Origin of the sequence: Streptomyces europaeiscabiei (genome assembly GCF_036346855.1) — a bacterium.
In the GTDB taxonomy this organism is placed as follows: domain Bacteria; phylum Actinomycetota; class Actinomycetes; order Streptomycetales; family Streptomycetaceae; genus Streptomyces; species Streptomyces europaeiscabiei.
Map to the genome: position 1 here is coordinate 169770 of NZ_CP107841.1, position 24814 is coordinate 194583.

General features: G+C 69.5%; 21 protein-coding genes and 2 pseudogenes. 19 read left to right on the forward strand and 4 right to left on the reverse strand.

All coding sequences use genetic code 11. From position 1 onward, the window contains the following. Nucleotides 1-125: 125 nt before the first annotated feature. The 3 genes from OG858_RS00770 to OG858_RS00780 all read left to right on the forward strand — a co-directional run bounded on the left by OG858_RS00770 (nt 126) and on the right by OG858_RS00780 (nt 3144). Entirely contained in the window at nt 126-788 is a 663-nt protein-coding gene (locus OG858_RS00770; RefSeq protein WP_328545368.1) for a LysR substrate-binding domain-containing protein, read from the forward strand. Between the two features lie 449 nt (nt 789-1237). Then, nucleotides 1238-2344 carry an FAD-dependent monooxygenase gene (locus OG858_RS00775; protein ID WP_328545247.1) on the forward strand — a complete coding sequence of 369 codons (1107 nt, stop codon included), beginning with the start codon at nt 1238-1240 and terminating at the stop codon, nt 2342-2344. Nucleotides 2345-2511: 167 nt separating this feature from the next. Then, nucleotides 2512-3144, forward strand: a complete 633-nt coding sequence (locus tag OG858_RS00780) for a DedA family protein (protein WP_086754189.1) — start codon at nt 2512-2514, stop codon at nt 3142-3144. A 482-nt stretch (nt 3145-3626) separates the two neighbouring features. Here OG858_RS00780 and OG858_RS00790 read toward each other — a convergent pair whose 3' ends face one another. Next, nucleotides 3627-4031: a hypothetical protein gene (locus OG858_RS00790; RefSeq protein ID WP_319318167.1), complete on the reverse strand. Its 405-nt coding sequence runs from the start codon at nt 4029-4031 to the stop codon at nt 3627-3629. Nucleotides 4032-4200: 169 nt separating this feature from the next. Here OG858_RS00790 and OG858_RS00795 point away from each other — a divergent pair, with 169 nt between their 5' ends. The 3 genes and pseudogenes from OG858_RS00795 (at nt 4201) to OG858_RS00800 (ending at nt 6533) form a co-directional block, all read left to right on the forward strand. Continuing rightward, nucleotides 4201-4695, forward strand: a complete 495-nt coding sequence (locus OG858_RS00795) for a GNAT family N-acetyltransferase (RefSeq protein WP_319318169.1) — start codon at nt 4201-4203, stop codon at nt 4693-4695. 82 nt (nt 4696-4777) lie between these two features. Then, a pseudogene (locus OG858_RS48015) lies at nt 4778-4927 on the forward strand (IS701 family transposase); the annotation flags it as partial. A 169-nt stretch (nt 4928-5096) separates the two neighbouring features. Next, complete coding sequence (locus OG858_RS00800; RefSeq protein ID WP_319068607.1) at nt 5097-6533, forward strand: FG-GAP and VCBS repeat-containing protein; 1437 nt, start codon at nt 5097-5099, stop codon at nt 6531-6533. Nucleotides 6534-6647: 114 nt separating this feature from the next. On the opposite strand, the gene OG858_RS00805 is transcribed toward OG858_RS00800, so the two are convergent. Beyond that, nucleotides 6648-6923 carry an aldo-keto reductase family protein gene (locus tag OG858_RS00805; RefSeq protein ID WP_179201530.1) on the reverse strand — a complete coding sequence of 92 codons (276 nt, stop codon included), beginning with the start codon at nt 6921-6923 and terminating at the stop codon, nt 6648-6650. Between the two features lie 290 nt (nt 6924-7213). Here OG858_RS00805 and OG858_RS00810 point away from each other — a divergent pair, with 290 nt between their 5' ends. The 4 genes from OG858_RS00810 (at nt 7214) to OG858_RS00825 (ending at nt 8982) form a co-directional block, all read left to right on the forward strand. Continuing rightward, nucleotides 7214-7393 carry a DNA ligase-like domain-containing protein gene (locus OG858_RS00810; RefSeq protein WP_086754512.1) on the forward strand — a complete coding sequence of 60 codons (180 nt, stop codon included), beginning with the start codon at nt 7214-7216 and terminating at the stop codon, nt 7391-7393. Nucleotides 7394-7647: 254 nt separating this feature from the next. After that, nucleotides 7648-8196, forward strand: a complete 549-nt coding sequence (locus tag OG858_RS00815; protein WP_319068604.1) for a YciI family protein — start codon at nt 7648-7650, stop codon at nt 8194-8196. A gap of 64 nt (nt 8197-8260) precedes the next feature. Continuing rightward, entirely contained in the window at nt 8261-8677 is a 417-nt protein-coding gene (locus OG858_RS00820; RefSeq protein ID WP_328545246.1) for a hypothetical protein, read from the forward strand. Next, nucleotides 8674-8982 carry an SGNH/GDSL hydrolase family protein gene (locus OG858_RS00825; protein WP_327723110.1) on the forward strand — a complete coding sequence of 103 codons (309 nt, stop codon included), beginning with the start codon at nt 8674-8676 and terminating at the stop codon, nt 8980-8982. Before OG858_RS00820 ends, OG858_RS00825 begins: the two co-directional genes overlap by 4 nt. 27 nt (nt 8983-9009) lie before the next feature. Here the strand turns inward: OG858_RS00825 and OG858_RS00830 are convergent, their stop codons facing one another. Further along, on the reverse strand, nt 9010-9702 hold the full coding sequence (locus OG858_RS00830; RefSeq protein ID WP_319068599.1) for an NAD(P)-dependent oxidoreductase: 693 nt from the start codon (nt 9700-9702) through the stop codon (nt 9010-9012). A 76-nt stretch (nt 9703-9778) separates the two neighbouring features. Between OG858_RS00830 and OG858_RS00835 the strand changes: the two genes are divergently transcribed. Next, on the forward strand, nt 9779-10435 hold the full coding sequence (locus tag OG858_RS00835; RefSeq protein ID WP_319266037.1) for a TetR/AcrR family transcriptional regulator: 657 nt from the start codon (nt 9779-9781) through the stop codon (nt 10433-10435). A gap of 22 nt (nt 10436-10457) precedes the next feature. Here OG858_RS00835 and OG858_RS48020 read toward each other — a convergent pair. Next, a pseudogene (locus OG858_RS48020) lies at nt 10458-10718 on the reverse strand (Tn3 family transposase); the annotation flags it as partial. Between the two features lie 965 nt (nt 10719-11683). On the opposite strand from OG858_RS48020, the gene OG858_RS00845 reads away from it, so the two are divergent. From OG858_RS00845 to OG858_RS00880, 8 genes are all read left to right on the forward strand, one after another. Further along, on the forward strand, nt 11684-13162 hold the full coding sequence (locus OG858_RS00845) for a sugar transferase (RefSeq protein ID WP_107482319.1): 1479 nt from the start codon (nt 11684-11686) through the stop codon (nt 13160-13162). Between the two features lie 82 nt (nt 13163-13244). Beyond that, on the forward strand, nt 13245-14564 hold the full coding sequence (locus tag OG858_RS00850) for a nucleotide sugar dehydrogenase (protein WP_327723112.1): 1320 nt from the start codon (nt 13245-13247) through the stop codon (nt 14562-14564). Further along, nucleotides 14554-15831 (forward strand): glycosyltransferase family 4 protein, encoded by a 1278-nt coding sequence (locus tag OG858_RS00855; RefSeq protein WP_327723113.1) that lies wholly within the window; start codon nt 14554-14556, stop codon nt 15829-15831. Before OG858_RS00850 ends, OG858_RS00855 begins: the two co-directional genes overlap by 11 nt. Next, the gene (locus OG858_RS00860) at nt 15828-17192 is read left to right on the forward strand and encodes a Wzz/FepE/Etk N-terminal domain-containing protein (protein WP_328545245.1); all 1365 of its coding nucleotides are present in this window, start codon (nt 15828-15830) and stop codon (nt 17190-17192) included. The genes OG858_RS00855 and OG858_RS00860 overlap by 4 nt, the downstream gene beginning before the upstream one ends. Next, nucleotides 17189-18709 (forward strand): Wzz/FepE/Etk N-terminal domain-containing protein, encoded by a 1521-nt coding sequence (locus OG858_RS00865; protein WP_319317862.1) that lies wholly within the window; start codon nt 17189-17191, stop codon nt 18707-18709. Before OG858_RS00860 ends, OG858_RS00865 begins: the two co-directional genes overlap by 4 nt. Nucleotides 18710-18712: 3 nt before the next feature. Next, nucleotides 18713-20638 (forward strand): asparagine synthase (glutamine-hydrolyzing), encoded by a 1926-nt coding sequence (gene asnB / locus OG858_RS00870; RefSeq protein WP_327742910.1) that lies wholly within the window; start codon nt 18713-18715, stop codon nt 20636-20638. 25 nt (nt 20639-20663) lie between these two features. Then, nucleotides 20664-22850, forward strand: coding sequence for a bi-domain-containing oxidoreductase (locus tag OG858_RS00875; RefSeq protein ID WP_319266046.1), 2187 nt, complete (start codon nt 20664-20666; stop codon nt 22848-22850). Further along, entirely contained in the window at nt 22847-24814 is a 1968-nt protein-coding gene (locus OG858_RS00880) for a heparinase II/III family protein (protein ID WP_319266048.1), read from the forward strand. Before OG858_RS00875 ends, OG858_RS00880 begins: the two co-directional genes overlap by 4 nt.

The window sequence follows — 24814 nt, forward strand, 5'->3', positions numbered from 1 at the left end:
TTGATCACATAGACGTGTGCCCACGCATTTCCGGAGCGGCGCACGCCTCGCGGCACCGTGACCTGCGCGGACACCGCTCGACAGGCCCGTTCGTGCCCACGAACTGCGGAACTTAGGCTTTCACCATCCGCGGAAACGACGCCCTCACAACGGCGATCGCTCCCCGTCTCCTCTCCGCGACACGGCAAGCCGGGCCTGACCTGTCCGTACGGATGCTGGCGGAAGCCGACATCGACACCAACGATTTGCGGCACGGCAGGGTCGACCTGGAGATCAGCTCGACCATGCCGGTCCTGCCGGAGATCAACCATGAAACGCTCGGTGACGACCGGCTCGTGGTCGCGTTCCACCCGGACCACCCGTACGCAGGTACCCCGTTGACCGCTGAACGCTTCGCTGCCGCTGACCACGTCATTGTGTCCCGTCGCGGCCGTACCGAGGATCCGATCGACCTTGCCCTCGAAAACCTCTGCCTGCGGCGCAGAGTTGTTGCATCCGCCCCCACCAGCACTGCGGCACTGCACATCGTCAGCCAGAGCGAGCTGCTCGTCGTAGTGCCTGAGCAGATCTGCCGACCAACGCTCGACGCTTGCGGACTCCGCACCAGCACACCACCGTTCGGCCTCGCACCCGTGCCGGTGATCCTGGCCTGGCACCAGCGTTACGACAACGACAAGGCCCACGCGTGGCTCCGCGCTCAGGTACGTGACTCTTTCGCGGCCTTTCTCGGGCACCGGTCCACAACGGGCACCGACGCCGACACAGCGAGGCGACCGACGTCGGAATAGCGGCGCGGCGCCAGACACTCCTGGCGGCCAGGCCTGAGGCGGCACACCGCTGCCTACGCAAACGGCGCGGAGACACTCGCCCGCCACACGTCGGTGCGGCACAGGCGCGGCCGCAGCTCTGGAACAACGGCTGCTCAAGCCCTTCGGGCAGGGCCGTCGTCAGTGCGCTGTCACGGACAAGCAGCGTGCCGCGTGCCAGCGCCCACCACGAGTCAAATGCATGCGAGTAAATCCCTCATTGACTAAATTGCATTTGAAGCAGGCGACGACTGCTCATAGGGTCAAGACGTGCCTCTGAGCCGTATCTCGCTGATGAAATAGGCGTCTGCCTACCGCATCGGCACTCACTGACGAACCGGCAACTGAACTTCCGTCATGAGCCTTCAGCACACCGCCGGTCTCGACGGCGACTCCGGCACCCCTGTCCGTCACGCGAAGGAGTAAAGACGTTGTCCACGAAATACACGGTGATCGTCGGCGCCGGCCTGGTAGGACTCACAACCGCGGCCTCCCTCAAACTCATCGGCCACGAGGTCATCGTGCTGGAACAGGCGCCACGGATTCGAGCCGTCGGCGCCGGCATCGGCTTGTGGGCCAACGCAATGCGAGAGTTCGACCACCTAGGCATCGGACCAGCACTCCGCGACATGGGCACAGAACAGAACACGTGGTTCTTCAACCCTGCCGGCAATTCGATCCGCGCTCCTGGTTACACTGACAGCGATCACCAGTTCCTGCTCGTGCCGCGCCCCGAGTTGAACAACCTCTTGGCCGACACCATAGGTCGCGACCGAATTCGACTCGACGCCCACGTGACCGGATATTCCGAGACTGAATCAGACGTCGTCGTGCACCTCGCCAACGGCGAGTCACTGCGCACGGATCTATTGATCGGCTCGGACGGTGTCCACTCGAACGTACGCAAGCAGCTGGTACCGGGGAGCGACGCCATCACGCATTCCGGCCACTACGCCTGGCGCGCGATCGTGCCGACGGGCAACCAAGACTCAGAGGCCACCGTGCTCACCGTCGGCCGCCGCCGAACGCGCGGCGGGTACGCGAAGATTGCTCGTGATCGGACCGTGTGGATGGTCAACCAGTTCGATGCCGGACCGCTGACCGGAAACAAGCGCGAACGGGCACTGGAACGCGCACAGAATCTGGCCGAGGCAGGATGGAACGACGACCTCCTGTCCATGATCGCCGAAACGCCGGAGGAATCCATCCTGGAGAACCAGGTGAGGCTGGTCCCGGAACTGCCCCATTGGACCAGCGCGCGCGTCGCCCTGATCGGCGACGCCGCACACGGACTGTCCCCCCACATCGCTTCCGGCGGCACTCTCGGCATCGAAGATGTCGGCGTCCTGTGCAGCAGCCTGACAGCCGATGCCGACCTGGGAAAGGCGCTCACTGCCTACGAGCACGCCCGCAGCGCCCGCTTCGACACGGTACGCGAGCACTCCGCTGCCATCGAACATGCCGGCGACGCAGCCGAATTCGCGCAACGCTACGCCGCGTTCAGCCGCTGGATGCTCACCACGGCACCCGCCACCTGACATTGGCCGACGGGACAACCTGCTCACTGCCCAGGCCGGCCGCCGCACCCAACCGAATCCTGGGCCAAAACCCTTGAAGACCGACCATCCGCCACCCCTCGAGCACCTCCAGAATTAGGGAATCACTCGTGAAGTTCCGTACCCATACGACAGATGGCGTGTATTAGATGCCGGACTGGATAGACCTCACGGAGTCTCTGCTGGCGTCACCCGCGCTCTACGCCGTACTCATTGCGGTATCCTTACTCGACTCCTTCCTCCCATTGATCCCGAGTGAACCCGTCGTGATCCTCGCAGGAATCGCCGCTGCAACTGGGCAAACGAACATTATGCTTGTCATCGCCGCTACGACGGTCGGCGCCTTTCTCGGCGACCTCGTTCCCTACTCCATCGGCCAGTTGATGGGGGAACGCATACTCAGGCGCCTGCCAGTTGGCACAAAGCGCCGGACGGCGTATGACTGGTTCAAGCGCGAACTCGAATTACGCGGCGGTTTTGTACTCGTCTCCACGCGATTCATTCCGGTCGGACGCTATCTCGCCACAGGAACCGCAGGGGTGGTGAGATACCCGCTGCGCAGGTTCATGCTGTACGTTGCGATTTCCACGTCCACCTGGAGTGCCTACACCGCACTGTCGGGATACCTCGGTGGAATCTTCTTCCAGGAGAATACACTCCTCGCTATCGCCGTCGGCGTCGGGCTCGCGTTCGCGGTAACCGGTGCGGTGGAGCTCTCACGTTATATTCGGCATCGCAGGAAGCCTGCCAAGTCAGATGATGTCGTTGCCGGATATCGCTGATGCGTGACTTCCCTACCGGAAACACCGGATCGCACAGCGGGGAAGTTCCGTCCCACAGACCAGGATTTCGCCCCCGCGCAGCGGCCGGAACCGAACAGCGAATCGCTCTCGACCTTCAACGGGCAGAAGCCGCACGACTGGCCTCCCGGCTCCCCCGCCGGTGCACCCAGCCTTCCCGGGCCGGGAAGGCCACCGGGCTCGAAGACCCGCCGCCCAGGCCGCCCGGCCCGACGTCGTGCTTGGTGACCGTGGCTACGACCACGACAAATACCGCCGTCTCGTCCGCGCGCTCGGCATATAACCGCTCATCGCGCGACGCGGCACCGAACACGGCTCCGGACTCGGCACCCACCGTTGGGGTGTCGAGCGCGCCTTGCCATCTGCACTGGTTCCGCCGCCCGCGGATCCGACGGGAGATCCGCGACGACATCCACGAAGCCTTCCTCACCCTGGGGTACATGCTCATCTGCTGGCGACGCCTGTCACAGCTGACCCGATCTCCTGCCCTCCCGCAGTAGCCACTCCCTGACCGAAGGAGCACGGTCAAAGAGCTGGCTGACCTGCATGCCTTCTTCGCGTGAGGTCACCCTCGGCAGCGGGGTGAAGGCGTCGGGAAGCACGTCCAGCAGGCTCATCACGCGGTCCCCCGCGCGAAGAGTGATCAACAGCTCGCACCGCAGCTGACGCGGAACGTCCGGGCGGTGGGACAGGCTGTGCCACAAGGCCGGCCACAGGTAGTGGGTACCGTCGGTCGCCGCATTCGCCTGCACCCACGCCGGGTCCAACCACTGGCTCAGGCCGAGGTCACACGCCCGCTCCTCCAGCCTGAACAGCGAGGCCGAATCGATGGCTTTCAGCTCGCGCGGCAACGGTTGATCGAAGTGCATCGCCCCATGCTGCCCGACAGCACCCCGCGACGAGGAGCCGACCCCAAAGAGTCATTCCCTTAGGACCTCTTACTCCAGCCGTAGATCGTTATGTGCCCTGGTCCTGGGGCTGTCTGCCGCTGGCGGAAACTCAGATGGCCTCAGCGCACGATCTGGGTAGTGTCGGGCAATGCCCAAGCTGAATCGGCTACATGCCGGCCACGCCCCGGCGGTCCTGGCCTTCGAGCTGGAGAACCGCGCCTACTTCGCTGCCTCGATCTCCGACCGCGGCAACGACTTTTTCGACCAGTTCACCGACCGGTACAACGCCTCGTTGGCCGAGCAAGAGGCCGGCATCTGCGCCTTCTACGTGCTCGTCGCCGAGGACGGCTCGGTACTCGGCAGGTTCAACCTGTACGACTTGGAGAACGGCGCCGCCAGACTCGGCTACCGGGTCGCGGAGCAGGTCGCCGGCCGCGGCGTGGCGACCGCGACCGTCCGGGAGCTGTGCCGGATGGCGACAGCGCTGCACGGCCTGCTCACGCTGCGGGCGGCCGCCTCCCACGACAATGCCGCGTCCCAGAAAGTCTTGACCAAGACCGGGTTCGTCCCGGTTGGCCCTGCCACCCCGGCCGATCTCGGCGGCAAGTCAGGCACTTGGTACCAGCGCGACCTCCAGCCATAGACCTTGATCCTGCTCGTGGGTCGGCTGCGGGAAGGCTGCGGCCACCGCTGATCATCGGTGTGTGAAGACCGACGATCTTGCGATGGCCGCAGGTCGCAGCGCGGGCCCGGCTCGCCGGCAGAAAGCGTTCGAGGGCCTGACGAGCCGGATTGCCTGCCGGTTCGCCAGGGTTGAACCCCAGCGTCGGGTACAGGATCTGATGCTGGGGCTGCTGTCGGACCTGCCACGCAAAACTGGCGCCGACCGCCACACGGCAGCTCACACACCACCCCGCACGCCAACCCGCACAGCGACACGTGCCCGCCGGGCGGCCACCTTCCACACAACCCTTCGTACACCTCGCGCGTCACACCCCCGAAAGCCTTTCGCCCTCAATTCCTGCTTCGACTTGGGAGTTCACCGTGCGCGCACGCACCCTGGCAGTCACCGCCACCGTAGCGGCACTCACCGCAACCGGCCTGACCCTGCCGCTCGCCGGGAGCGCCGCGGCCGCAACGACTGCGCGGTTCGACTTCAACGGCGACGGGTACACGGACATCGCGGTCGGCATGCCCAACGCCACAGTGAACGGCAAGGCCAAGGCCGGCTACGTCAGCGTGATCTACGGCGGCTCGGAGAGCCCGTACCAGTCCACCGGCGTCATCAGCCAGGCTGAGGCCGGCATACCAGGCACGCCCGAGGCCGACGACCGCTTCGGCTCCTCCGTGGCACCCGTCGACGTGAACGGCGACGGCGTCTTCGAGCTCGTCGTCGGCGCGAGCGGCGAGTCGCTCACCTCCGACCAGTTCAAGGACGAGGGCACCATCACCGTCCTGGACGGCTCGGAGTGGAACGTCAAGGGCACCACCGTGGCCAGGGGCGCGTCCGAGTACAGCAGCATCGGCCGCACCATCACCACGGGTGACTACGACGGCGACGGCGACACCGACCTCGTGTACGGGGAGAACGGCGAGGAACACGGCGCGCTCCGGTTCCGCCCGGGCCCACTCACCGCCGACCCCGTGACCACATCCACATTGCGCCGCTACAGCATGGGCGGTGCCACCCGCGCCCTGGCCACCGGCGACTTCGACGGTGACGGCCGGGACGACCTTGCCACCACCTGGCAGGCCATGGACGACTCCGGCACCTTCATCACGCGCTGGGACGGGCAGGCCAAGCCCGCCCAGTGGTGGGCCGACGCCGACCGGGGCAGCGCGCTCGCCGCCGCCGACTTCGACCGGGACGGCACCGACGACCTCGCGGTCGGCCTCGTACAGCCCAATCCCGAGTCGGAGACGACGCATTGCCAGGACCGGCTCGGCGGTGCGCTGCTCCTGCTCAAGGGATCGAAGACCGCACAGTTCGGCACCGAGAACGAGTGCATCACCCAGTCGAACCCGGAGGTCGGCGGTGCCGCCGAGGAGGGCGACGACTTCGGCGCCGCGCTGTCCGCCGGCGACCTGAACGGCGACAACCGTCCGGAACTGGTGGTCGGCGTGCCCGGTGAGGACGTGGGCACCGTCAAGGACGCGGGCGGATACGTCACCATGAACGGCACGGAGCACGGCCCCTATGGCGGCCTGGCCCGCAGCCAGAGCACCCCGAACATGCCCGGCACGGCCGAGGCCGGCGACCGCTTCGGCGCCCAGGTGGCCGTCGGCGACTACAACCGAGACGGCCTGTGGGACACAGCGGTGAGCGCGCCCGGGGAGAACGCCGGTGAGCCCAGGTCGGGTGGCGTCTGGTTCGTGCCGAGCAGCGCCGAGGAGACGTACCCGCCGGGCAAGTCGCTGACTCCGTTCGGCTTCGCGCTGCCCCACGGGGCCATCCAGTACGGCGAAGTGCTGGGGCTTTAGAAGCCCCGACAGAAGTCGTAGATCATATGCCTTTCGGCTTGGATGGGGTGTTGTGGCTATGACCCGGTGAATCGGCCGTTCGCCGCGGCTTGGCCATCGCAACACCCCGCAGGGTCAGGTTTTGCAACCACCTCTGGAACCCAAGTCGTTCCCCTGGGGCCAGCCGACACGTTCGAAGCCAGCGGTGAGCTGCTCGGCGGTGAGCTCGAAGCCGAAGACATCGAAGTTCTCGGCGATGCGGGCGGCTCGGTCGACTTGGGGATGGCAGAGCGGCCCTCCTCCGATGGGTGACCGTGCCTGCGTCAGAATGCCGTAGTCGGCGTGCATGGTGCGCTGCAGTGCGGCCTGTTGGAAGTACGGGTGGACCTCGAACTGGTTCGTCTCCTCCAAGACGGATCAGAGCTGACGGCGGGGTGCATGGACTGTGCCGATGCCAACCAACGGCGTCGGGAAATGCGGCACATCCTCCAGGCCCTCGGCACAGCAAGTGGTCACCCACGTGACTCCGTCACGAAAAGCGAGCCAGAACCGGCTCCCGCGTACACACCCAGACGGCCGACCCGCAGGCGATCGACGCATGCGCACTTCGCGCACTCTGCGCACTTCTACTGCACGGTCATGTGCAGTGTTCCACTCGATGTAGCAAAGTGTTGCGACGCTCGACACTCCATAGGGCAGCGGTGGAGTCCGTGTTCGCCGCCCGCCGACTGTCGGCGCCGTGGGTGCTGTGCCCGTCGACCACCGAGGCCGATACCGTGCGCGAGTGGCTGACATGGGCATCGGTCGGGATGGAAGGAGTGGTCTTCAAGGGGCTGGACGACGCCTACAAGCCGTCTTTGAGCGGCTGGGAGAAATACTGAGGTCGCGAGACGAGCGAGGCGATCCTCGGCGCAGTCGCCGGCTCCCCGGCCGCTCCCCGCACGCCACTGCTCGGCAGGCACGACACCGAAGGCCGCCTTCAGTGCCCGTTTTCAGAGTCCGTTGTCACTGGTTGTGACCGCGCGGCCGTGATGGGCTGCGCCGCATGGCGGAATGCCGCCCCGTGTGGAACGCGAGGTCATCGTCGACGAAACCCAGTTGAGACGGTGCCCTTGATGGGGAAGGGTCTGTGGTCATGGAGTTCTTCTGCTACCACCGTGATCGGCCCGGCTCCCTCGCGTTACGCGAGGAGTTGCTGGAGGAGCACTGGTCCTACATGGACCGGTACGCGAAGGAGCTGATCGCTCGCGGCCCGACCTTCGCCGATGACGGTGAAACACCCACCGGCAGCGTGCACATCGTCGACCTGCCCGACCCCGCCGCCGCCCGCGCGTTCGCCTTCGACGAGCCCAACTACCAGGCCGGCGCGTACCGGGATGTGCTGCTGCGCCGGTGGCGCAACGTGCTGGGGCGCACCATGTGGGATTTCCCCGGTGGCCTGACCGGTGGCAACCGGTACCTGGTGATCGGCCTCGGCGAGGCCCCGGCCGCCGACCTTGCCCTGCCGGACGACCGGGACGAGCTGGTCGCGTACGGGCCGCTGCTGTCCGACGACGGCGACACCTGGCTGGGTACGGCAGTGCTGCTCAGAGCCCCGGATCCGGACACGGCACGAGCCGTCCTGACTCCGGACAGGTACGCGGACATCGAGGTCCACGACTGGGAGTTCGGCGGGCGTCGATGAGTCACGAAGGCACCGGGTTGATGTCATCTGCGGTCCACATCGACCTGGGACAGGAGCGGTGACGGTGGCGCTGCAGGCGGTTCCACTGGTGGGCGGGCCGGTGGAGTTGCGGGGTGCGCTGGACCTGGAGACCACACAGGCAGGGGTGATGCCGCGCCGGTTGCCCGCGTGGACCAAGGAGCAGTACCAGGACCCGTCGGTCCACGGGGTGACGGTGATGCCTTCGGGGGTGCGGCTTGTGTTCCGCACTGATGCGCGCGAACTGGAGCTGGAGGTACTCACCTCCACCGGCCAGCTCGACCGCGACCCCCACCCTCGCCCGACCGGGATGCTGGAGTTGCTGGTGGACGGTGCCTTGGCCGGGCGTCAGCAGGCGCCGGTGGGCAACGTGCTGCGGATGGCGGGCCCCGGGGCCGTACAGCGACTCATCCCGGGGGTGAGCCAGGGACCGTACGGTTCGCCGGGCTGCCGGCCGGCATGAAGGACGTCGAGTTGTGGCTGCCGCAGCAGACCCCGACGGAACTGGTGGCACTGCGCGCTGACGGCGACGTGCCGGCACCGCTGCCGGACGGGCTGCGCCGCTGGGTGCACCACGGCAGTTCCATCAGCCACTGCAGCGAGGCTGACGGCCCGACCGGGACCTGGCCGGTGGTGGCAGCCGCGCTCGGAGGGGTGGAGGTGATCAACCTCAGCCAGGCGGGCAACGCAGGGGGGACGTGCGGGGTGGCGTCGGGGCGGAGAGTGGTGGGGGTGGCCATGTGGGGCGAGCGAGGAACGCCTGTGTGACGGCTGAAAGTACGACAGTGGTTCGACTCACTTCTTCTTCAGGCCCTCGTTCCAGATCAGCTTGGCGATGTTCGGCTTCACGGCCGTGGTGATGACACCCATGGCCGTACGCACGTGTCGCCGCTCCTCCAGCTCGCGCAGCATGCTCGCGGCGAGGTCGGCACGGGCGGTGAAGACGCCGTCGGCGCTGGTCTCGGCGGTCTGGTAGTCCGTGACGACGGGGTGCTCGAAGAGACCTGAGGGCCGGACGAATGTCCAGTCGAGGTCCGTCCGCCCGATCACGGCCTCCATGCGGCGCATATCCTCGTGGAGGGTGCGCCCGAGGCGTCGGTTCACCAGTGGGTCGAGCACATGATTGAAGAAGTGTGCGCCGGTGGGACGCCAGTTCGGGTCGGCGACGCTGGAGCTTACGGCGAGCAACCGCTTGATGCGGTGGCGGGCCATGGCCCCGGTGATGGCCGTGGCGCTCGCCGAGTACGTGGTGATGTCCTCCTTGCTGAAACGCGCGCCCAATGCGGAGAGGACGGTGTCCGTCCCTCCGATCGCGGCGTCGACAGCCGCCGGGTCGGTGGCGTCGGCGACGGCCACGGTGAGGCCGGGCCGCGCGGGGAGGGAGCCGGGGCGGCGGGTCACGGCGACGACCTCGTGGCCTGCAGCGAGGGCCTGGTCGGTGAGGTGGCGGCCGGTCGGTCCGTTGGCGCCGAAGACTGCGATACGCATGGCGTCGGGTCATCCCTTCGTGTGGTTACCGGAACGCCCTTGACTGTGCCGATCACGAAACGCAGGCTCAACGCTGATGAATAACGCCGACCCGGCCCCCGCCCGCACCCGAGGCCGCCCTCGCGGCAGCCCGCCGACCCGCGAGTCGATCGTCACGGCGGCCCGTGCGCTGTTCCTGCAGCGCGGCTACCGGGGCACCACCCTGCGTGCGGTGGCCGGGACCGCCGGGGTCGACCCGGCGCTGATCGCGTACCACTTCGGCTCGAAGAAGGGCCTGTTCGCGGACGTGATGCGGTTCCAGTGTGCCAACGCACTGGCGGGGGACGACATCCTCGGCGGCGATCCGGCCACCCTCCCCGACCGCCTGATCGACGCGGTGACGGACCTGTGGGAGGACGCCGACTTCCTCCAGCTCACCGCCCAGGGCGAGGAGGCTGCCGAGGTGATCCGCGAATACCTGGAACGCGAGCTGCTGGCCAGGCTTGTTGAATTTCTCGGCGGCCGGGACGCGACCGCCCGCGCCACGGCCGTGGTGACGATCCTCGGCGGCCTCATCTACACCCGCTACCTCAACCCCCTCCCCACCCCCGCCGCCCTCACCCCGTCCGAGACCCGCCATGTCCTCACCCCGGCGCTGCGTGCGGCGCTGACCCCGAGGCTGCGCACCGCGGCAACCGCCGGAGCGGAGCGTCGGGGCTCGCCGGCCTCCGGTGGAGGCACCGTCCGGCCTTGATCACCTCAGCACATCCGGTGCGGCTACCTCTCTGCTCCTCCGTGCCTTCCTGGTAGCGCCGGCAGAGCTGTCCTGCGCAGCCATGGAATGTCTTCCGGGCGAGCGCGTGGCGGCGTTCCTGGAGGTTGGCCTGCACCTTGATCTGCCTGCGGTAGCCGGGCTCGTCGGCCAGGCGCAGGATGTGCAGGGGTTTGGCGATCCGCCCGCAGTGTGCGATCGCGTCGCCCAGCTGGGTGGGGCGTCCGTCCCGGGACAGCATCCGGATCACGTCGCAGGCGCGTACTACAGCGTGTCGGCGGTGAGCAGGGTGGTCGGTCGGCAAACAGCGTCCCGTCCAGGATCACGAGGCAGGCTGGTGCGGGGTGTTGGAGCAGCGCGGGTGCTCCTGGACGAGACGGCATCTTGGTCGTGGAGCTTCCACCGGGAGCATCCTGTCCGCTTCTTCGGCCCACCTCCGGCGCCTGGGCCGGCTTCGCGGCATCCGCTCGGACCTCGAGACGGTTGCGCCCGCTCTTGGTCGATGCCACCGCGCACCGACACGATCAAGTCATTCGTCTCGTTGTCCTGGCCGATCGTCCCACCCCCCTCGGGCACCCGCAGCGGTCGGCCGTGGTGCACGAACGGCGGGAAGTCGCCGCCGAACAACCGGGCGCCGCAGACGGTCCGCTGCAGCTCGTCGATCACTATCGCCAGAAGCAGCGCACGGGGGCCGGGCGAGCTGCTGGAGGGCGCGGTGGCGTGAAGCCGCCCACAGTCGGTCATCTATCGGTGCATCCAGTCTCAAAGCTTGAACACAAATTACACACATCCCCTCTTCATATCTGGCCCCGATGGTCTAGATTGACCGTGCTTCAGCTGTTCGAACACGAGCGACCGTTAATGATCTATAGGTCCGGCGCTACGGAATACCAGCAGTCGCGTCTCCGGCGCCAGACGTGGGGATGATCAATTCTTGGAGCCCGAGAGGGGTTTGGGTAAGGGGAGCACCCGGGTTCTCGACGGGTTCCTGCGCACTTCGAGGGTGTGGAAGGACATGCGAGTCCGCTGCCACCAGGCTGCATTGTTCAAGCAGCTCTGAAATAACCGGGATGTCATGCGCGGGGGCGGGGGCTGCCCGCGAGGAGGGACAGCGCGGCACGGGGGGCGGGGGTCTCCCGAGGGGAGGGACAGCGCGGGAGGCGGGGGCCTCCCGGGGCGAGAAACAGTGTGAGGCGAACACGTCGAACCACTGGGGACCTGGGGGGTTCTGTGCGGCAAGGGGAATTGGCCAGCCCGTTTCCGTCGACGCGCGGGCGTCTGGCGAACGAGGTAATCAGCCGGCCTGCGATCGAGTGGGAGCAGCGGTACCGACGTACCGTGATCATCAGCGATGCCGTGGCCACCGCCTTCGTGGTGGCGGCGATCGGCAACTTCTTCGGGGCCCGGGACGCGGCCAACTGGCATGAGAAATGGGGAATTCTCGCATTCGGCACCGAGCTGCTGGTGTTGGGGTCGCTCGCGGTGAGCCGGTCGTGGGCTCCGGCCGTGCTCGGCCAGGGTGCCGAGGAATTCCGCCGGCTCGGACGCTCGATGTTCACGGCGACCGTCGTACTGGCGCTCGGCGGAATCGCTCTCACCTCTCGCAACATCAAGCTCTGGATCTTCGTCGCGATTCCCGCGATCGCGCTTGTCACCATGACCGCGCGGTATCTGCTGCGCCTCTCGTTGCACAAACAGCGCAAGGAAGGGCGGTGCCTGCGACCGGTGCTCGCTGCCGGGAGCCCGGACACCGTGCGCGACCTGATCACCCGGACCCGCAAGTTCCCGCACCTCGGCTGGCGGGTGGACGCGGTGTGCATGACGGACGGTCTCGGGCTCGACGGTGATCTGCTGGACGGAGTGCCGGTCGTCGGCCGACTGTCGGACGTCGCCCTCCACGTCCGCCGCGACGGCTACCGTGTCGTCGCGGTCACACCGGACCCGCACTGGTCACCGGACAGGCTGCGGCGGCTGGCTTGGAACCTCGAAGGCAGCGATGCCGAGATGGTCGTGGCCCCCGTGCTGATGGAGGTGGCCGGCCCGCGGCTGCACGTCGACGCGGTGCTCGGGATCCCGCTGCTGCGGGTCAGCATGCCGACCTTCACCGGGGGCCGCCGGGCGGTCAAAGGCGTCGTCGACCGGATGGGCGCGGCGATTCTGCTGATTCTGTTCGCGCCGCTGATGGTGTGCGTCGGGCTGCTCGTGCTGGTGGACAGTCGGGGTGGGGCGTTCTACCGCCAGCGAAGAGTCGGCAAGGACGGCCGCGAGTTCACCATTCTCAAGTTCCGCACCATGGCTGCCGGGGCCGACCGGGCACAGGCCGCGCTGGCCGACCGCAACGAGGGCGCCGGCCTGCTGTTCAAGCTCCGCCGGGATCCGCGGGTGACTCGGGTGGGGGCAGTGCTGCGCCGGTACTCGGTCGACGAACTCCCGCAGCTTTTCAACGTGCTCGCCGGATCGATGTCGCTCGTCGGCCCGCGGCCTCCGCTGCCGGAGGAGTCCGCCGCGTACGGCCCGGACATCCGGCGGCGGCTGCTGGTCAAGCCCGGACTCACCGGCCTGTGGCAGATCAGCGGACGCAGCGACCTGTCGTGGGAAGAGGCGGTCCGGCTGGATCTGCGGTACGTGGAGGACTGGTCGCTGGCCCTGGACACAGTGATCTTGTGGAAGACGCTGCGCGCGGTGCTCCACGGGCAGGGAGCCTACTGATGCGCGGGCGGCTGCAACTCAACGGTCCAGCCGTAGCGCGAAACGCACGCCGGGAAGGCTTGCCTGGGGGGAGGAACGGGTTATGAGGGTCAGCGTTTTCGGGCTCGGTTACGTGGGCTGTGTGTCGGCCGCGTGCCTGGCAAGCATGGGTCACGAGGTCATCGGGGTCGATGTGAACCAGGTGAAGGTCGACCTGGTCAACGACGGCAAGGCCCCGGTGGTCGAGGAACGGATAGGAGAGCTCATCGCCGACGTCGTGCGGACCGGAGCACTGCGCGCCACCGCCGACGTCCGCGAGGCGATCCTGGACAGCGAGGTGTCGCTGGTCTGCGTGGGCACACCGTCGGAGCCCAACGGCAGCCTGTGCACCACGTACTTGGAACGGGTCACGGAGCAGATCGGCGCCACGCTGGCCGAGCGGGGCGGGCGGCACACCGTCGTGTTCCGCAGCACCATGCTCCCGGGCACCTGCCTGAACCTGCTGGTACCGATCCTGGAGAAGTACGTCGGCGGCACGGCCGGGGTGGACATCGGGGTCGCGGTCAACCCGGAGTTCCTGCGCGAGGGAACGAGCGTGCGGGACTTCTTCGACCCGCCCAAGACCGTCATCGGCGAGCTCGACCCGGCAAGCGGCGATGCGGTGCTGGCGCTGTACGACGGCCTGCCCGGCGAGGTGTTCCGGGTGCCGGTCCCGACGGCCGAGGCGATCAAGTACGCCGACAACGCGTTCCACGGCCTCAAGATCGGCTTCGCGAACGAGCTGGGCGCCGTGTGCCAGGCGCTCGGGGTGGACTCGCACCAGGTGATGGACGTGTTCCTGGCCGACCGCAAGCTGAACATCAGCCCCGCCTACCTGCGGCCCGGCTTCGCCTTCGGCGGCTCCTGCCTGCCCAAAGACCTGCGCAGCCTGGTCCACGCGGCGCACCGGGCCGATGTCTCGGTACCCATCCTCGCCCATGTGCTGCCCTCCAACTCCGACCATCTGCAGCGCGCGGTGGAGCTGGTCGAGCGCACCGGCAAGCGCCGGGCGGGCCTGTTCGGGCTGTCCTTCAAACCCGGCACCGACGATCTCCGCGAGAGCCCGCTCGTCGAGCTGGCGGAGAGGCTCTACGGCAAGGGGTACGACCTGAAGATCTACGACGCCAACGTGAGCCTCTCCCGGCTGCTCGGCGCGAACCGCGAGTACATCGAGACCCGGCTGCCGCACCTCGCGCAGTTGCTCGCGGACTCCGTCGACGAGGTGCTCCAGCACTCCGAGGTGGTCCTGGTCGGGACCAGGGATCCGGCCGTTCTGTCGGCGCTGCCCCATGGCGACGACGGCACGGTGATTGTCGACCTCGTCCACCTTCCCGACGCCGAGGCGCGCCGGGCCGAACCGGGGTACGTGGGCCTTGCTTGGTGACAGATCGTTCGGTGACACAGCCGGCGGCGACCGGCCCGGCCGGCGCGCGCTGATACTGGTGGAGAACCTGTCGGTGCCGTTCGACCGACGGGTGTGGCAGGAGTGCACGACGCTGCGCGACGCGGGCTGGACGGTGCACGTCATCTGTCCCCAGGGGAGCAAGCGGGACACGGAGGCGGAGGCGGAGATCGACGGGGTGCGGATCCACCGCTACCCGTTGCGTGCGGCCACCGGAGGGCCGGCCGGCTACCTGCGGGAGTACGGATCGGCGTTGTGGCACACGGTCCGGCTGGCCCGGAAGGTCGGCCCGGTCGACGTGGTCCACGCCTGCAACCCACCCGACCTGCTGTTCCTGCCGGCACTGTGGCTGAAGCGGCGCGGAGCGCGGTTCGTCTTCGACCAGCACGACCTGGTACCCGAGTTGTACCTCTCCCGGTTCGACCGCGGCGAAGACCTGCTCTACCGCGCCGTGTGCGCGCTGGAACGGCGGACCTACCGGGCCGCGGACGTCGTCCTCGCCACGAACGAGAGCTACCGGGACGTCGCTATGCGCCGTGGCGGCCGGCGTCCGGAGGACGTGTTCGTGGTGCGCAGCGCGCCGCAGACCGACCGGTTCCAACCGGTGTCACCCGAGCCGGAGTTGAAGCGCGGCAAGCCTCATCTACTGTGCTACCTCGGTGTCATGGGCCCGCAGGACGGCGTCGACTACGCCTTGCGGGCCCTCTCGAAGCTGCGCGACAAGCTCGGGCGGACCGACTGGCATGCAGTGTTCGTCGGTTCCGGCGACGCCTTCGACGCGATGGTGGAGCTGTCCCACAGGCTCGGGCTCTCCGACCAGGTGCAGTTCACCGGGCGCATTCCGGACGCCGACCTGGTGCGCTATCTGTCCACTGCGGACGTGTGCCTCTCCCCCGACCCGCGCAATCCGCTCAACGACGTGTCGACCATGAACAAGGTCCTGGAGTACATGGCGATGGGCCGGCCGATCGTCTCCTTCGACCTCCGGGAGGCGCGCGTCTCCGCCGGTGACGCCGCCCTCTACGCGCCCGCCAACGACGAGGCCGAGTTCGCCGGGCTCATCGCGCTGCTGCTGGACGACCCTGAGCTGCGGGCCCGGATGGGCAAGATCGGCCAGGAGCGGATCGGCGGGCCGCTCTCCTGGCGGAACTCCCAGCGATCGCTGCTCGCCGCCTACGCCGCCGCCTGCAGTGACCACGCCCCGGTGTCCCCGGGCCGACCGAACCGGGCAGGGAGGCCGCACCGTTGAGCGATGACACGATACGCCTGGTCACGATCGGGCGAATTATCCGTCGGCGCCGACGGCTTCTCACCATCCTCACCGTGGTGGGTGCGCTCCTCGGCTACGGCACCTCGTTGCTGCTTCCACCGCGATACACGACATCGGCATCGGTCCTGCTGCCGGGAGCGTGGGAGGAGCGCGAGCTGCTGACCCAGGCGGAGATCGCGACCAGTTCGGTGGTGGTCGACCGCGCGGCCGCCAAGCTCGGCTGGACCGGGGTCGGCGGCCGCGAGCTGCGGGATCGGGTGAGCGCCACGACCGCCGACGGGAACATCATCAAGATCTCGGGCACGGCCGACACCCCCAGGCGCGCACAGCAACTCTCCGACCAGGTGGCCCAGCAGTTCGTCGCGTTCGCCGCGCGGATAGCAGGCGACAGCACCGACGCGGAAGCTGCGGCGCCCGAGGCGCTGCGGCAGACGGTGCAGCAGACAAGTCGCCGCATCACCGAGCTGGCCGACGCGGCCGGTCCGGGGCAGTCCGTGGAGAGCGTGCAGACCCGTACCGAGCTCGAAAAGCTGCGCACCGCGCTGCAGGAGGCCATCGACAAGCTGGACCAGGCCGACCCGGCTGCCGAGCAGGCCAACATGGTCGTCATGGGGCCGGCGGCCCGGCCGGCGGGCGAGGCACCGCCGACGCGGATACAGCTCATCGTCGCCGGGGCGCTGCTGTTCTTCCTGCTCGCGGTCATCGGCCATCTCGTCGCCGCACGGACGAGCCGCCGGCTGCGCACCGAACCGGAGATCGCCACGGCACTGGGCTCCGTGCTGCTGGGTACCGTCGACGTACCCGGTGAACGGCCCGCGCACCGGCCGGAAGGCCGTGGCCCGCGGGCCCGGATCCGCCGACTGCTGGGCGTCGACACCCGGTGGGACATACCCACCCCGCGGACGTCCGGCGACGAGGCCGACCGCCAGATCCGCTACCGGCGGGTGTGCGCCCGCCTACGGGACCAGCTGCCCGCCCCCCGGCGGCTGCTGGTTGTCGTCCCGGACGGCGACGAGATCGCCCGCCGGGCCGCCGGGCAGCTCGTCGCCGAGGCCGAGAGCGATCCACTGCTGCGGGTGGTGGGGGTTTCGGTGTACCAGCCGCTGGTGCCGGACCGCGACAACGAGTCCGGTGCCCTGGTCGTGCTCAGCGCGTGCAGCTGGACCGCGGGAGAACTCGCCGGCATCGCCGAGGCGTGCGCGGACGCCGAGCACGAGGTCGTCGGCATCGTCGTCGCCGGCCCTGTCCTGGCCCGTCCGACACGGTCCGCCGGTCTTCCCCGGGAGGCCGCCACGCCTGCCCTCGCGGTCGGCGACAAAGCGACGGGAGGCTCACAGTGACGACGAGCACGACTTCGGAGTCGTCGGCCACCGCTCCTCTGCTGGACCTGCAGGCGCTGGTGGTTTCCGTGCGCAGGCGACGCAGCCTCTGGTGCTCCATGGCGCTGCTGGGGCTGCTCGGCGGCACGGCGGTGGCGGTCCTGCTGCCGCCGCCACCGACCGCGGTGACCAAGGTGCTGGTAGCGCACCAGGAGGACCAGCCGAACGACCCCGGAACGCTGATCCGCACCGACGTCGCGCTGCTGCACACCACGCGGATCGCGGACGAGGCCCTGCGGTCCCTCAAGTCCCCGGAAAAACCGGAGGACTTCATGCAGGACTACGAGGGCATCGGCCTGACCAACAACCTGCTCCAGATCGATGTGACAGCTGACAGCGACGCGGAAGCGGTGGCTCGCGCCGAGGCACTGGCCGACGCGTTCGTCGCGGACCATGTGAAGCGGATACAGGAAGCCGCGAACGCCGAGGCCGAGGCCCTGCTCGACCAGCGTGACCGGATACGGGACGACCTCGCCCAGGTCAACAAGGCGATCGGGGAGGCATCGCCGGACAGCGGGCCGAAGGCGTCGGCGGACATGGAGTCGCTCTTCGCCCGCCGGGCCGAACTCACCTCGCGGATCTCCGACTTCGACCAGCGCGCGGCGGAGGCGCGCATCGGCACGCCCCAGCTCGTCGCCGGCACACAGATCGTGGACGCACCCCGCGCGGTACGGCACTCCCTGCCCAGGACCGCCGCCACCAACGGCGCGATCGGGCTCGTCCTCGGGCTCGCCCTCGGGCTCGCGGTGGCCGCGGTCGGCACGGTGGTGGCGGACCGTCCCGTGCTGCGCCGGGACATCGCGGCGAACCTCGGCGCCTCGGTCATCGCGGAGCTGCCCCGCCGGCCGGCCAAACCGTGGCGGCGTCGACGGGTCCGGGCCGCACGCGAACGGCTCACCGCGTCCCTGGCCCGCACCGTGCGCGGCTCCGCGGACCCGGTGTCGCTGCTGGAACTGGGCTGTGCGCGCAGCGCGAGCGTGATCGCCCTGGACCTCGCCGCGGCACTGGCGGCGGACGGGCCCGTGGTCATCATCGACGGTCTGCCCGGCCCGCAGCTCTCAGGCCGCCGCCCGAAGCCGGGAGGCCCGACCGTGGTCAGCGGTGAGCGTGCCGCGTCCGTGTCGCAGGAGGAGCGCCCGCTCGGCGTCGGCTCGGTGGCGCCCGGCACGGTGTGGACCGACCTCCCGTACCTCGGCACTCAGACCGTGCTCGTCGTGCGTGCCGGGCACGCCGGCGCCGCGTGGCTGCACACCGTGGCACGGCAGCTCGCGGACCAGCGCATTCCGGTGATCGGTGTGGTGCTGATCGACCCCGATCCGCGTGACCGGACCGACGGCACGCTGTGGGACGGGCCGCACACCGCGCTGCGCGGCCAGAACGAGCGGCTGGCCCGGCAGAACGGGACGGGCCGGCGGCGCAAGGAACGGCTGCCGTTGTGGGCGGACCGGGTCCCGGACAGCGACCAGGAGGCGCGGTAGGACATGTGTGGCATCGCAGGCACCTACCGATGGCCGGACGGGAAGGTCGTGACCGACCGGCTCACCGATACCCTCGCCCACCGCGGTCCGGACGGGGCGGGCCGGTACAGCCACTCCGTCGGTGACGGCGAAGTGCACCTCGGGCACCGCCGGCTGGCCATCATCGACCTGTCCGAGACCGGCGCCCAGCCGATGGTCTCGGGCGGCCTCGTCCTGACGTACAACGGCGAGCTGTACAACGCGCCCGAGCTGCGTGCCGAGCTGGCGGCGGCCGGGGTGCGCTTCCGCGGTACCTCCGACACCGAGGTGCTGCTGGAGGCCTGGCGGCGCTGGGGCACGGACTGTCTGCCCCGGCTGCGCGGCATGTTCGCGTTCGGGATCTTCGACGAGCGAACCGGTGACCTGGTACTCGCCCGCGACCAGCTCGGCATCAAGCCGCTGTTCCTGCTCCGGCGCGGCGAGGGTCTGGTGTTCGCCTCCGAACTCAAGGCGCTCGCCGCCGTGACCGGCGGGTCGCTGCAGGTGGACCACGCGGCGCTGGTGGCCTCGCTGCTGTACTACTGGGTGCCGGACTCACGGTGCGCGTTCCGCGAGGCGGAGAAACTGCCGCCGGGGAGCTGGCTGCGATGCCGGCCCGACGGCCGGGTGGAGCGTGGCCGGTACTGGCACCTGAAGGACGTCGCCGCCGAGGGCCGGGAGCGGGCCCTGGCCGGCGAGCAGCCGGACGTGGCCGCCATCGTCGAGGAGTCGACTCGGCAGCACATGCTCTCCGACGTGCCCGTGGCGACCTTCCTCTCCGGCGGTCTCGACTCCAGCTACCTGACCGCGCTGGCAGCCCGCCACCAACCCGGGATCTCTGCCTACACGATCGGGTTCCGCGCCGAGGACGCCAGGTTCGAGGCGATGCCGGACGATCTGCGCTATGCCCGGCAGGTGGCCGAGCGGTTCGGCGTCGACCTGCACGAGATCGAGATCGCTCCGAACGTGCTCGACCTGCTGCCGCAGATGACGTACCACCTGGACGAGCCGATCGGCGACCCCGCCTCGATCAACACGTTCCTGATCTGCTCGGCCGCCCGGGAGGCCGGGGTGAAGGTGATGCTCTCGGGGATGGGTGCCGACGAGTTGTTCGCCGGTTACCGCAAGCACCTGGCCAATCTGCTCGCGCTGCGCTACCAGCGCGTCCCACGGCCCCTGCGGCGCGGCCTGTCCAGGGCGGTGGAGCGGCTGCCGGTCGCCTCGGCCCGCCGGGGATACCGGTCGGTGCGCTTCGCGAAGCGCTTCCTCTCCTTCGCCGATCTGCCGGAGGAGACCGCGTTCCGGCGCAGCTACACCATGTACGACCAGGACGAGCTGCTCGCCCTGGTCGATCCGGACCTGGCCGGGACGGTCGACGACGTGCTGACCGAGCATGCGGACATCTACCAGGACAACGACCTCGACGACTTCGTCAACCGCATGTGCCTGGGCGACGCCCGGATGTTCCTGCCGGGTCTGAACCTCGCCTACACGGACCGGTCGAGCATGGCCGCGTCGACCGAGGTGCGGGTGCCGTACGTGGATGTCGAGGTGGTGAAGGCGGCGTTCGCCGTGCCCGGTGATCGCAAGATCGTCGGTCGGCAGGGCAAGGCCGTCCTCAAGGAGGCCGCCGCCTCGGTCCTGCCCCGGGAGATCGTGTACCGGCCCAAGGGCCTGTTCAGCGCCCCGTTGCGGGCCTGGATGAGCCGGGATCTGGCACCGCTGGTGCGCGAGGTGGTGAACGACGGCGAGCTCGTCCGTTCCGGGTTCCTGCGCCGCGACGCCCTGGCGCGCATGGTCGCCGAGGACGCCGCCGGGCATCAGGACTTCTCCAAGCATCTGTGGCACGTGCTGACCCTTGAGTACTGGTATCGCGGCGCGACCTCCGGGGCCGGCCAGAACGCTCCTTGACGGCGTAGAGACAAGAGGACTTCGGGTGAAACAGGTCGTACAGAATTACAAGAGTGGCGAGCTGGCACTGATCGACGTGCCGGTGCCGGGGTGCAAGCCGGGCGGTGTGCTGGTCCGCAGCGCCTACTCGCTGATATCCACGGGGACCGAGCTCATGAAGGTGTCCGAGGCCGGCATGTCGATGCTGGGCAAGGCCCGTTCCCGGCCGGACCAGGTGGCCAAGGTCGTGCAGAGCGTGGCCACCAACGGGGTGCCCGCCACCTACCGCAAGGTGATGGGCAAGCTGGACTCCTACACGCCGCTGGGCTACTCGCTGTGCGGGGTGGTCGAGCAGGTCGGCGCCGGGATCGACGATGTCAAGGTCGGCGACCTCGTGGCCTGCGCCGGCAACGAGCACGCGCTGCACGCCGAGCTGAACTGGGTGCCGAAGAACCTCTACGCCCGGGTGCCGGACGGCCTCGCGCCGCGGCACGCGGCCTTCGGAACCGTCGGGTCGATCGCGATGCAGGGCGTGCGCCGCGGCGAGCCCCAACTCGGCGACGTGGCACTGGTCATCGGCCTCGGGCTGATCGGACAGCTGGTGGTGCAGCTCCTCGCCGCCTCGGGGGTCCGTGTCGTCGGGGTCGACCCCGACCCGGTGCGCTGCGAGCTCGCCGAGCGCCTGGGCGCGGCGGCCTGCGGCGATCCCGCCTCCGCGGCCGTGTCGACCGCCGTCGCCGAACTCACCGACGGTCACGGCGTGGACCAGGTGTACCTGGCCGCCGGCGGCGGCAGCAACCAACCCGTCGAGCTGGCCGCCCGGCTGAGCCGGGACCGCGGCCGGGTCGTCGACATCGGCAAGTGCCGCCTGGACCTGCCGTGGAACGCGTACTACGAGAAGGAGCTCGACGTCCGGTTCTCCCGCTCGTACGGCCCCGGGCGCTACGACCCCGAGTACGAACTCGACGGACGGGACTACCCGATCGGCTACGTACGCTGGACCGAGCGCCGCAACCTGGCGTGCTTCCTCGATCTCCTCGCCCGCGGCAGCGTCGACGTGGAGCCTCTGGTCTCCCACATCTCCGACTTCGACGACGCAGTCGAGACGTACCGGCGCCTGAAGGACGGCGACCTGAAGGCCGTGGCCGTGCTGTTCCGGTACCCCGGGCAGAAAGAGGAGGCGGGGGAAGCGGAGGCCCCGGTGGTGGCCGTGCCCGCGGTGCGACGCGGCGGCGGAGCGGCCACCCCGGCCCGGTCCGCCAAGGCGCCGGTGCGGCTGGCGTTCGTCGGCGCGGGAAACTACGCGACGTCGATGCTGCTGCCGCACCTGGCCCAGCGCGAAGGCGTCACGTTGTCCACGGTCGTCACCACGACGGCGCTGTCCGCGGCCAACGCGCAGCGCAAGTTCGGCTTCGCCGAAGCGACCACCGACCTCGACGCCGTACTCGGCGACAAGTCCATCGACGCGGTGTTCGTCGTCACCCGGCACAGTTCGCACGCCGAACTGACCCGGCAGGCGCTGCTGGCCGGCAAGACGGTGTTCGTGGAGAAGCCGCTGGCGCTCACCGAGGAGGAGCTGGCCGGTGTGCTCGCGGCGGTGGAGGAATCCGGCAACGACCGGCTGCAGGTGGGCTTCAACCGCCGGTTCGCGCCGCTGCTGCAGGAGGCCGCGAAGCGGTTCGGCGCCCGGACCGGTCCGGCGAGCCTGCGCTACCTGGTCAACGCGGGCCGGCTGCAGCACGGCAGCTGGTACCTCCAACAGGGCACCGAGGGCTCGCGGTTCGCCGGCGAGGGCGGGCACTTCATCGACACGGCGAGCTGGCTGCTCAAGGCCGACCCGGTCTCGGTGTACGCGGTCGCCCCGTCCGGCAACGAGGACCTGCAGGTCGTGCTGCGCTATCCGGACGGGTCCACCGCCACCATCAGCTACGTCACGACCGGCGCGGCCGGCTTCCCCAAGGAGACGCTGGACCTCGTCGCGGACGGCAAGGTGCTGCGGCTCGACGACTTCGTCCGTGCTTCCGTGTACGGCTCCAAGCGGTGGGTCAGTTCGCGGCTGCCCAAGGCCCGGGACAAGGGCCAGTCCGCCGAGCTGGCCGCGTTCGTCAAGGCCGTGCGGACCGGCGGGCCCATGCCGGTGCCGTTGGAGTCGCTGGTCGCCACCACGGCGGCCACGCTCGCCGTGCAGGCCGGCCTGGCCGGTGGCGCGCCGGTGACGTTGGCGGCGCGATGACCATGAGCGCGGGCTGGTACCTGCGGCGGCTGTCCCGGATGGGACCGCGGGAGGTCGGCGGCCGGGCCGGCGACGCGGTGCGCAGACGGCGGTGGCGGTCGGCGCTGCCCACCTGCCCGAGCGTGACCGGCGCCCGGTTCACCGCGGTCCTGCCCGCGGGAACGATCGCCGCGGTGCCACCGGACGCCGCGAAACGTCTCGTCGCCGAGGCGGACCGGCTGATGGACGGACACGCCGAGTTTTTCGGGGTGAACCGCGACGACCTGGCCGACCCTGACTGGTTCCACGACCCGAAGACCGGGCGCCGGGCGCCGGGGGGCTACGCCTTCGACGTGCCGTACCGCGACGAGGATCTGGTCGGGGACATCAAGCAGATCTGGGAACTGTCCCGGCATCACCACCTCACCGTGCTCGCCGCCGCGTACGCGATCACCGGGGACGAGCGGTACGCCGAGCGGGTGGCCGGGCACCTGCGGTCGTGGTGGGCGGCCAACGCGCCGCTGCACGGAGTGCACTGGACCAGCGGTATCGAGCTGGGGATCCGGCTGCTGTCCTGGGTGTGGGTCCGCCGGCTGCTCGACGGCTGGCCGGGCGCGGCCGATCTGTTCGAGGGCAACCCGGTGGCGCACCGGCAGATCTGGCACCACCAGCGCTGGCTGGCCGCCTTCCCCAGCCGGGGGTCCTCGGCGAACAACCACGTCGTCGCCGAGGCCGCCGGGCAGTTCGCCGCGGCCTGCGCCTTCGGGTGGTTCCCCTCCTCGGGGCGCTGGCGGGCCGACGCGCTGCGGTCGCTGGAGCGGCAACTGCGCGGCAACACCTTCCCCTCCGGCCTCAACCGCGAGCTGGCCACGGAGTATCACGGACTGGTGCTGGAGCTGGGCCTGGCCGCAGTGGCCGAGGCGGATGCCGCCGACGTGCCGGTCCCTCCGTCGATCCGGCTGGTGCTGCTGCGGATGACCGACGCGCTCGCGGCCGTCGTGGACAACCGGCTACGGCCACCGCGCCAGGGTGACGCGGACGACGGGCACGGTCTGGTCGTGGACGGTGCGGGCACCGACCGCTGGGCCTCGCTGCTGACCACCGGGGACGCAGTCTTCGGCCGGCTCGCCTGGTGGCCGACGGTGACCGGCACCGATGTCCGCACCCCGCTGCTGGCCGCGCTCATCCGGCCGTACCCCCATGACGGGACCGCATCGGCCGTGTCCCGCCCGGCGAGCCGACCGGCCCATTTCGCCGATGCGGGGATGACCATCCTGCGCGGTCCGGAGAAGATCTGGTGCCGCTGCGACGGTGGCCCGCACGGGTTCCTGTCCATCGCCGCGCACGCTCACGCGGACGCGCTGTCCGTGGAGGTCCGGCACGACGGGGTCGACGTGCTCGCCGACCCGGGGACGTACTGCTACCACGGACAGCCCGAGTGGCGGCGGTACTTCCGGTCGACCCTCGGCCACAACACCCTGCGACTGGACGGCGCCGACCAGTCCGTCTCCGGCGGCCCGTTCCTGTGGACCCGGCATGCCCGCAGCCGCGTCCTGGTCGCGGACACCTCCGACGCCTCCGGCGGGGAGACGTCCCTCTGGTGCGCCGAGCACGACGGCTACCAGCCCTCCGTGCACCGCCGCCGGGTGGAGCTGACCGCCGCGAGCCAGGAGCTGAGGGTGGTCGACGAGGTGCGCGGTCCGCGCCGGGCCGTGCACCTGGCGTTCCACCTCGGCCCGGCGATCGCCGTGGACCTGGTGGGGAGCCGGGCGCTGCTCACCTGGACCCGGGACGGCGAGGACCGCTCCGCAGCGCTCGACCTGCCCGCGCAGTTGAGCTGGCGGGCGCATCGCGGCGAGAGCGACCCGCCGCTGGGCTGGTTCTCCGCCGGCTTCGGGCGCAAGGAACCCACCACCACGCTGGTCGGCACCGGCTTCGCCGACGGCACGCAGGGGTTCACCACCGTACTCAGGTTCCGCGGCTAG

Coding starts and splice junctions, on each gene's coding strand:
- OG858_RS00780 (WP_086754189.1), top strand. CDS start 2,512: ATGCCGGACTGGATAGACCTCACGGAGTCTCTGCTGGCGTCACCCGCG.
- OG858_RS00790 (WP_319318167.1), bottom strand. CDS start 4,031: ATGCACTTCGATCAACCGTTGCCGCGCGAGCTGAAAGCCATCGATTCG.
- OG858_RS00795 (WP_319318169.1), top strand. CDS start 4,201: ATGCCCAAGCTGAATCGGCTACATGCCGGCCACGCCCCGGCGGTCCTG.
- OG858_RS00815 (WP_319068604.1), top strand. CDS start 7,648: ATGGAGTTCTTCTGCTACCACCGTGATCGGCCCGGCTCCCTCGCGTTA.
- OG858_RS00825 (WP_327723110.1), top strand. CDS start 8,674: ATGAAGGACGTCGAGTTGTGGCTGCCGCAGCAGACCCCGACGGAACTG.
- OG858_RS00830 (WP_319068599.1), bottom strand. CDS start 9,702: ATGCGTATCGCAGTCTTCGGCGCCAACGGACCGACCGGCCGCCACCTC.
- OG858_RS00835 (WP_319266037.1), top strand. CDS start 9,779: ATGAATAACGCCGACCCGGCCCCCGCCCGCACCCGAGGCCGCCCTCGC.
- OG858_RS00850 (WP_327723112.1), top strand. CDS start 13,245: ATGAGGGTCAGCGTTTTCGGGCTCGGTTACGTGGGCTGTGTGTCGGCC.
- asnB (WP_327742910.1), top strand. CDS start 18,713: ATGTGTGGCATCGCAGGCACCTACCGATGGCCGGACGGGAAGGTCGTG.
- OG858_RS00880 (WP_319266048.1), top strand. CDS start 22,847: ATGACCATGAGCGCGGGCTGGTACCTGCGGCGGCTGTCCCGGATGGGA.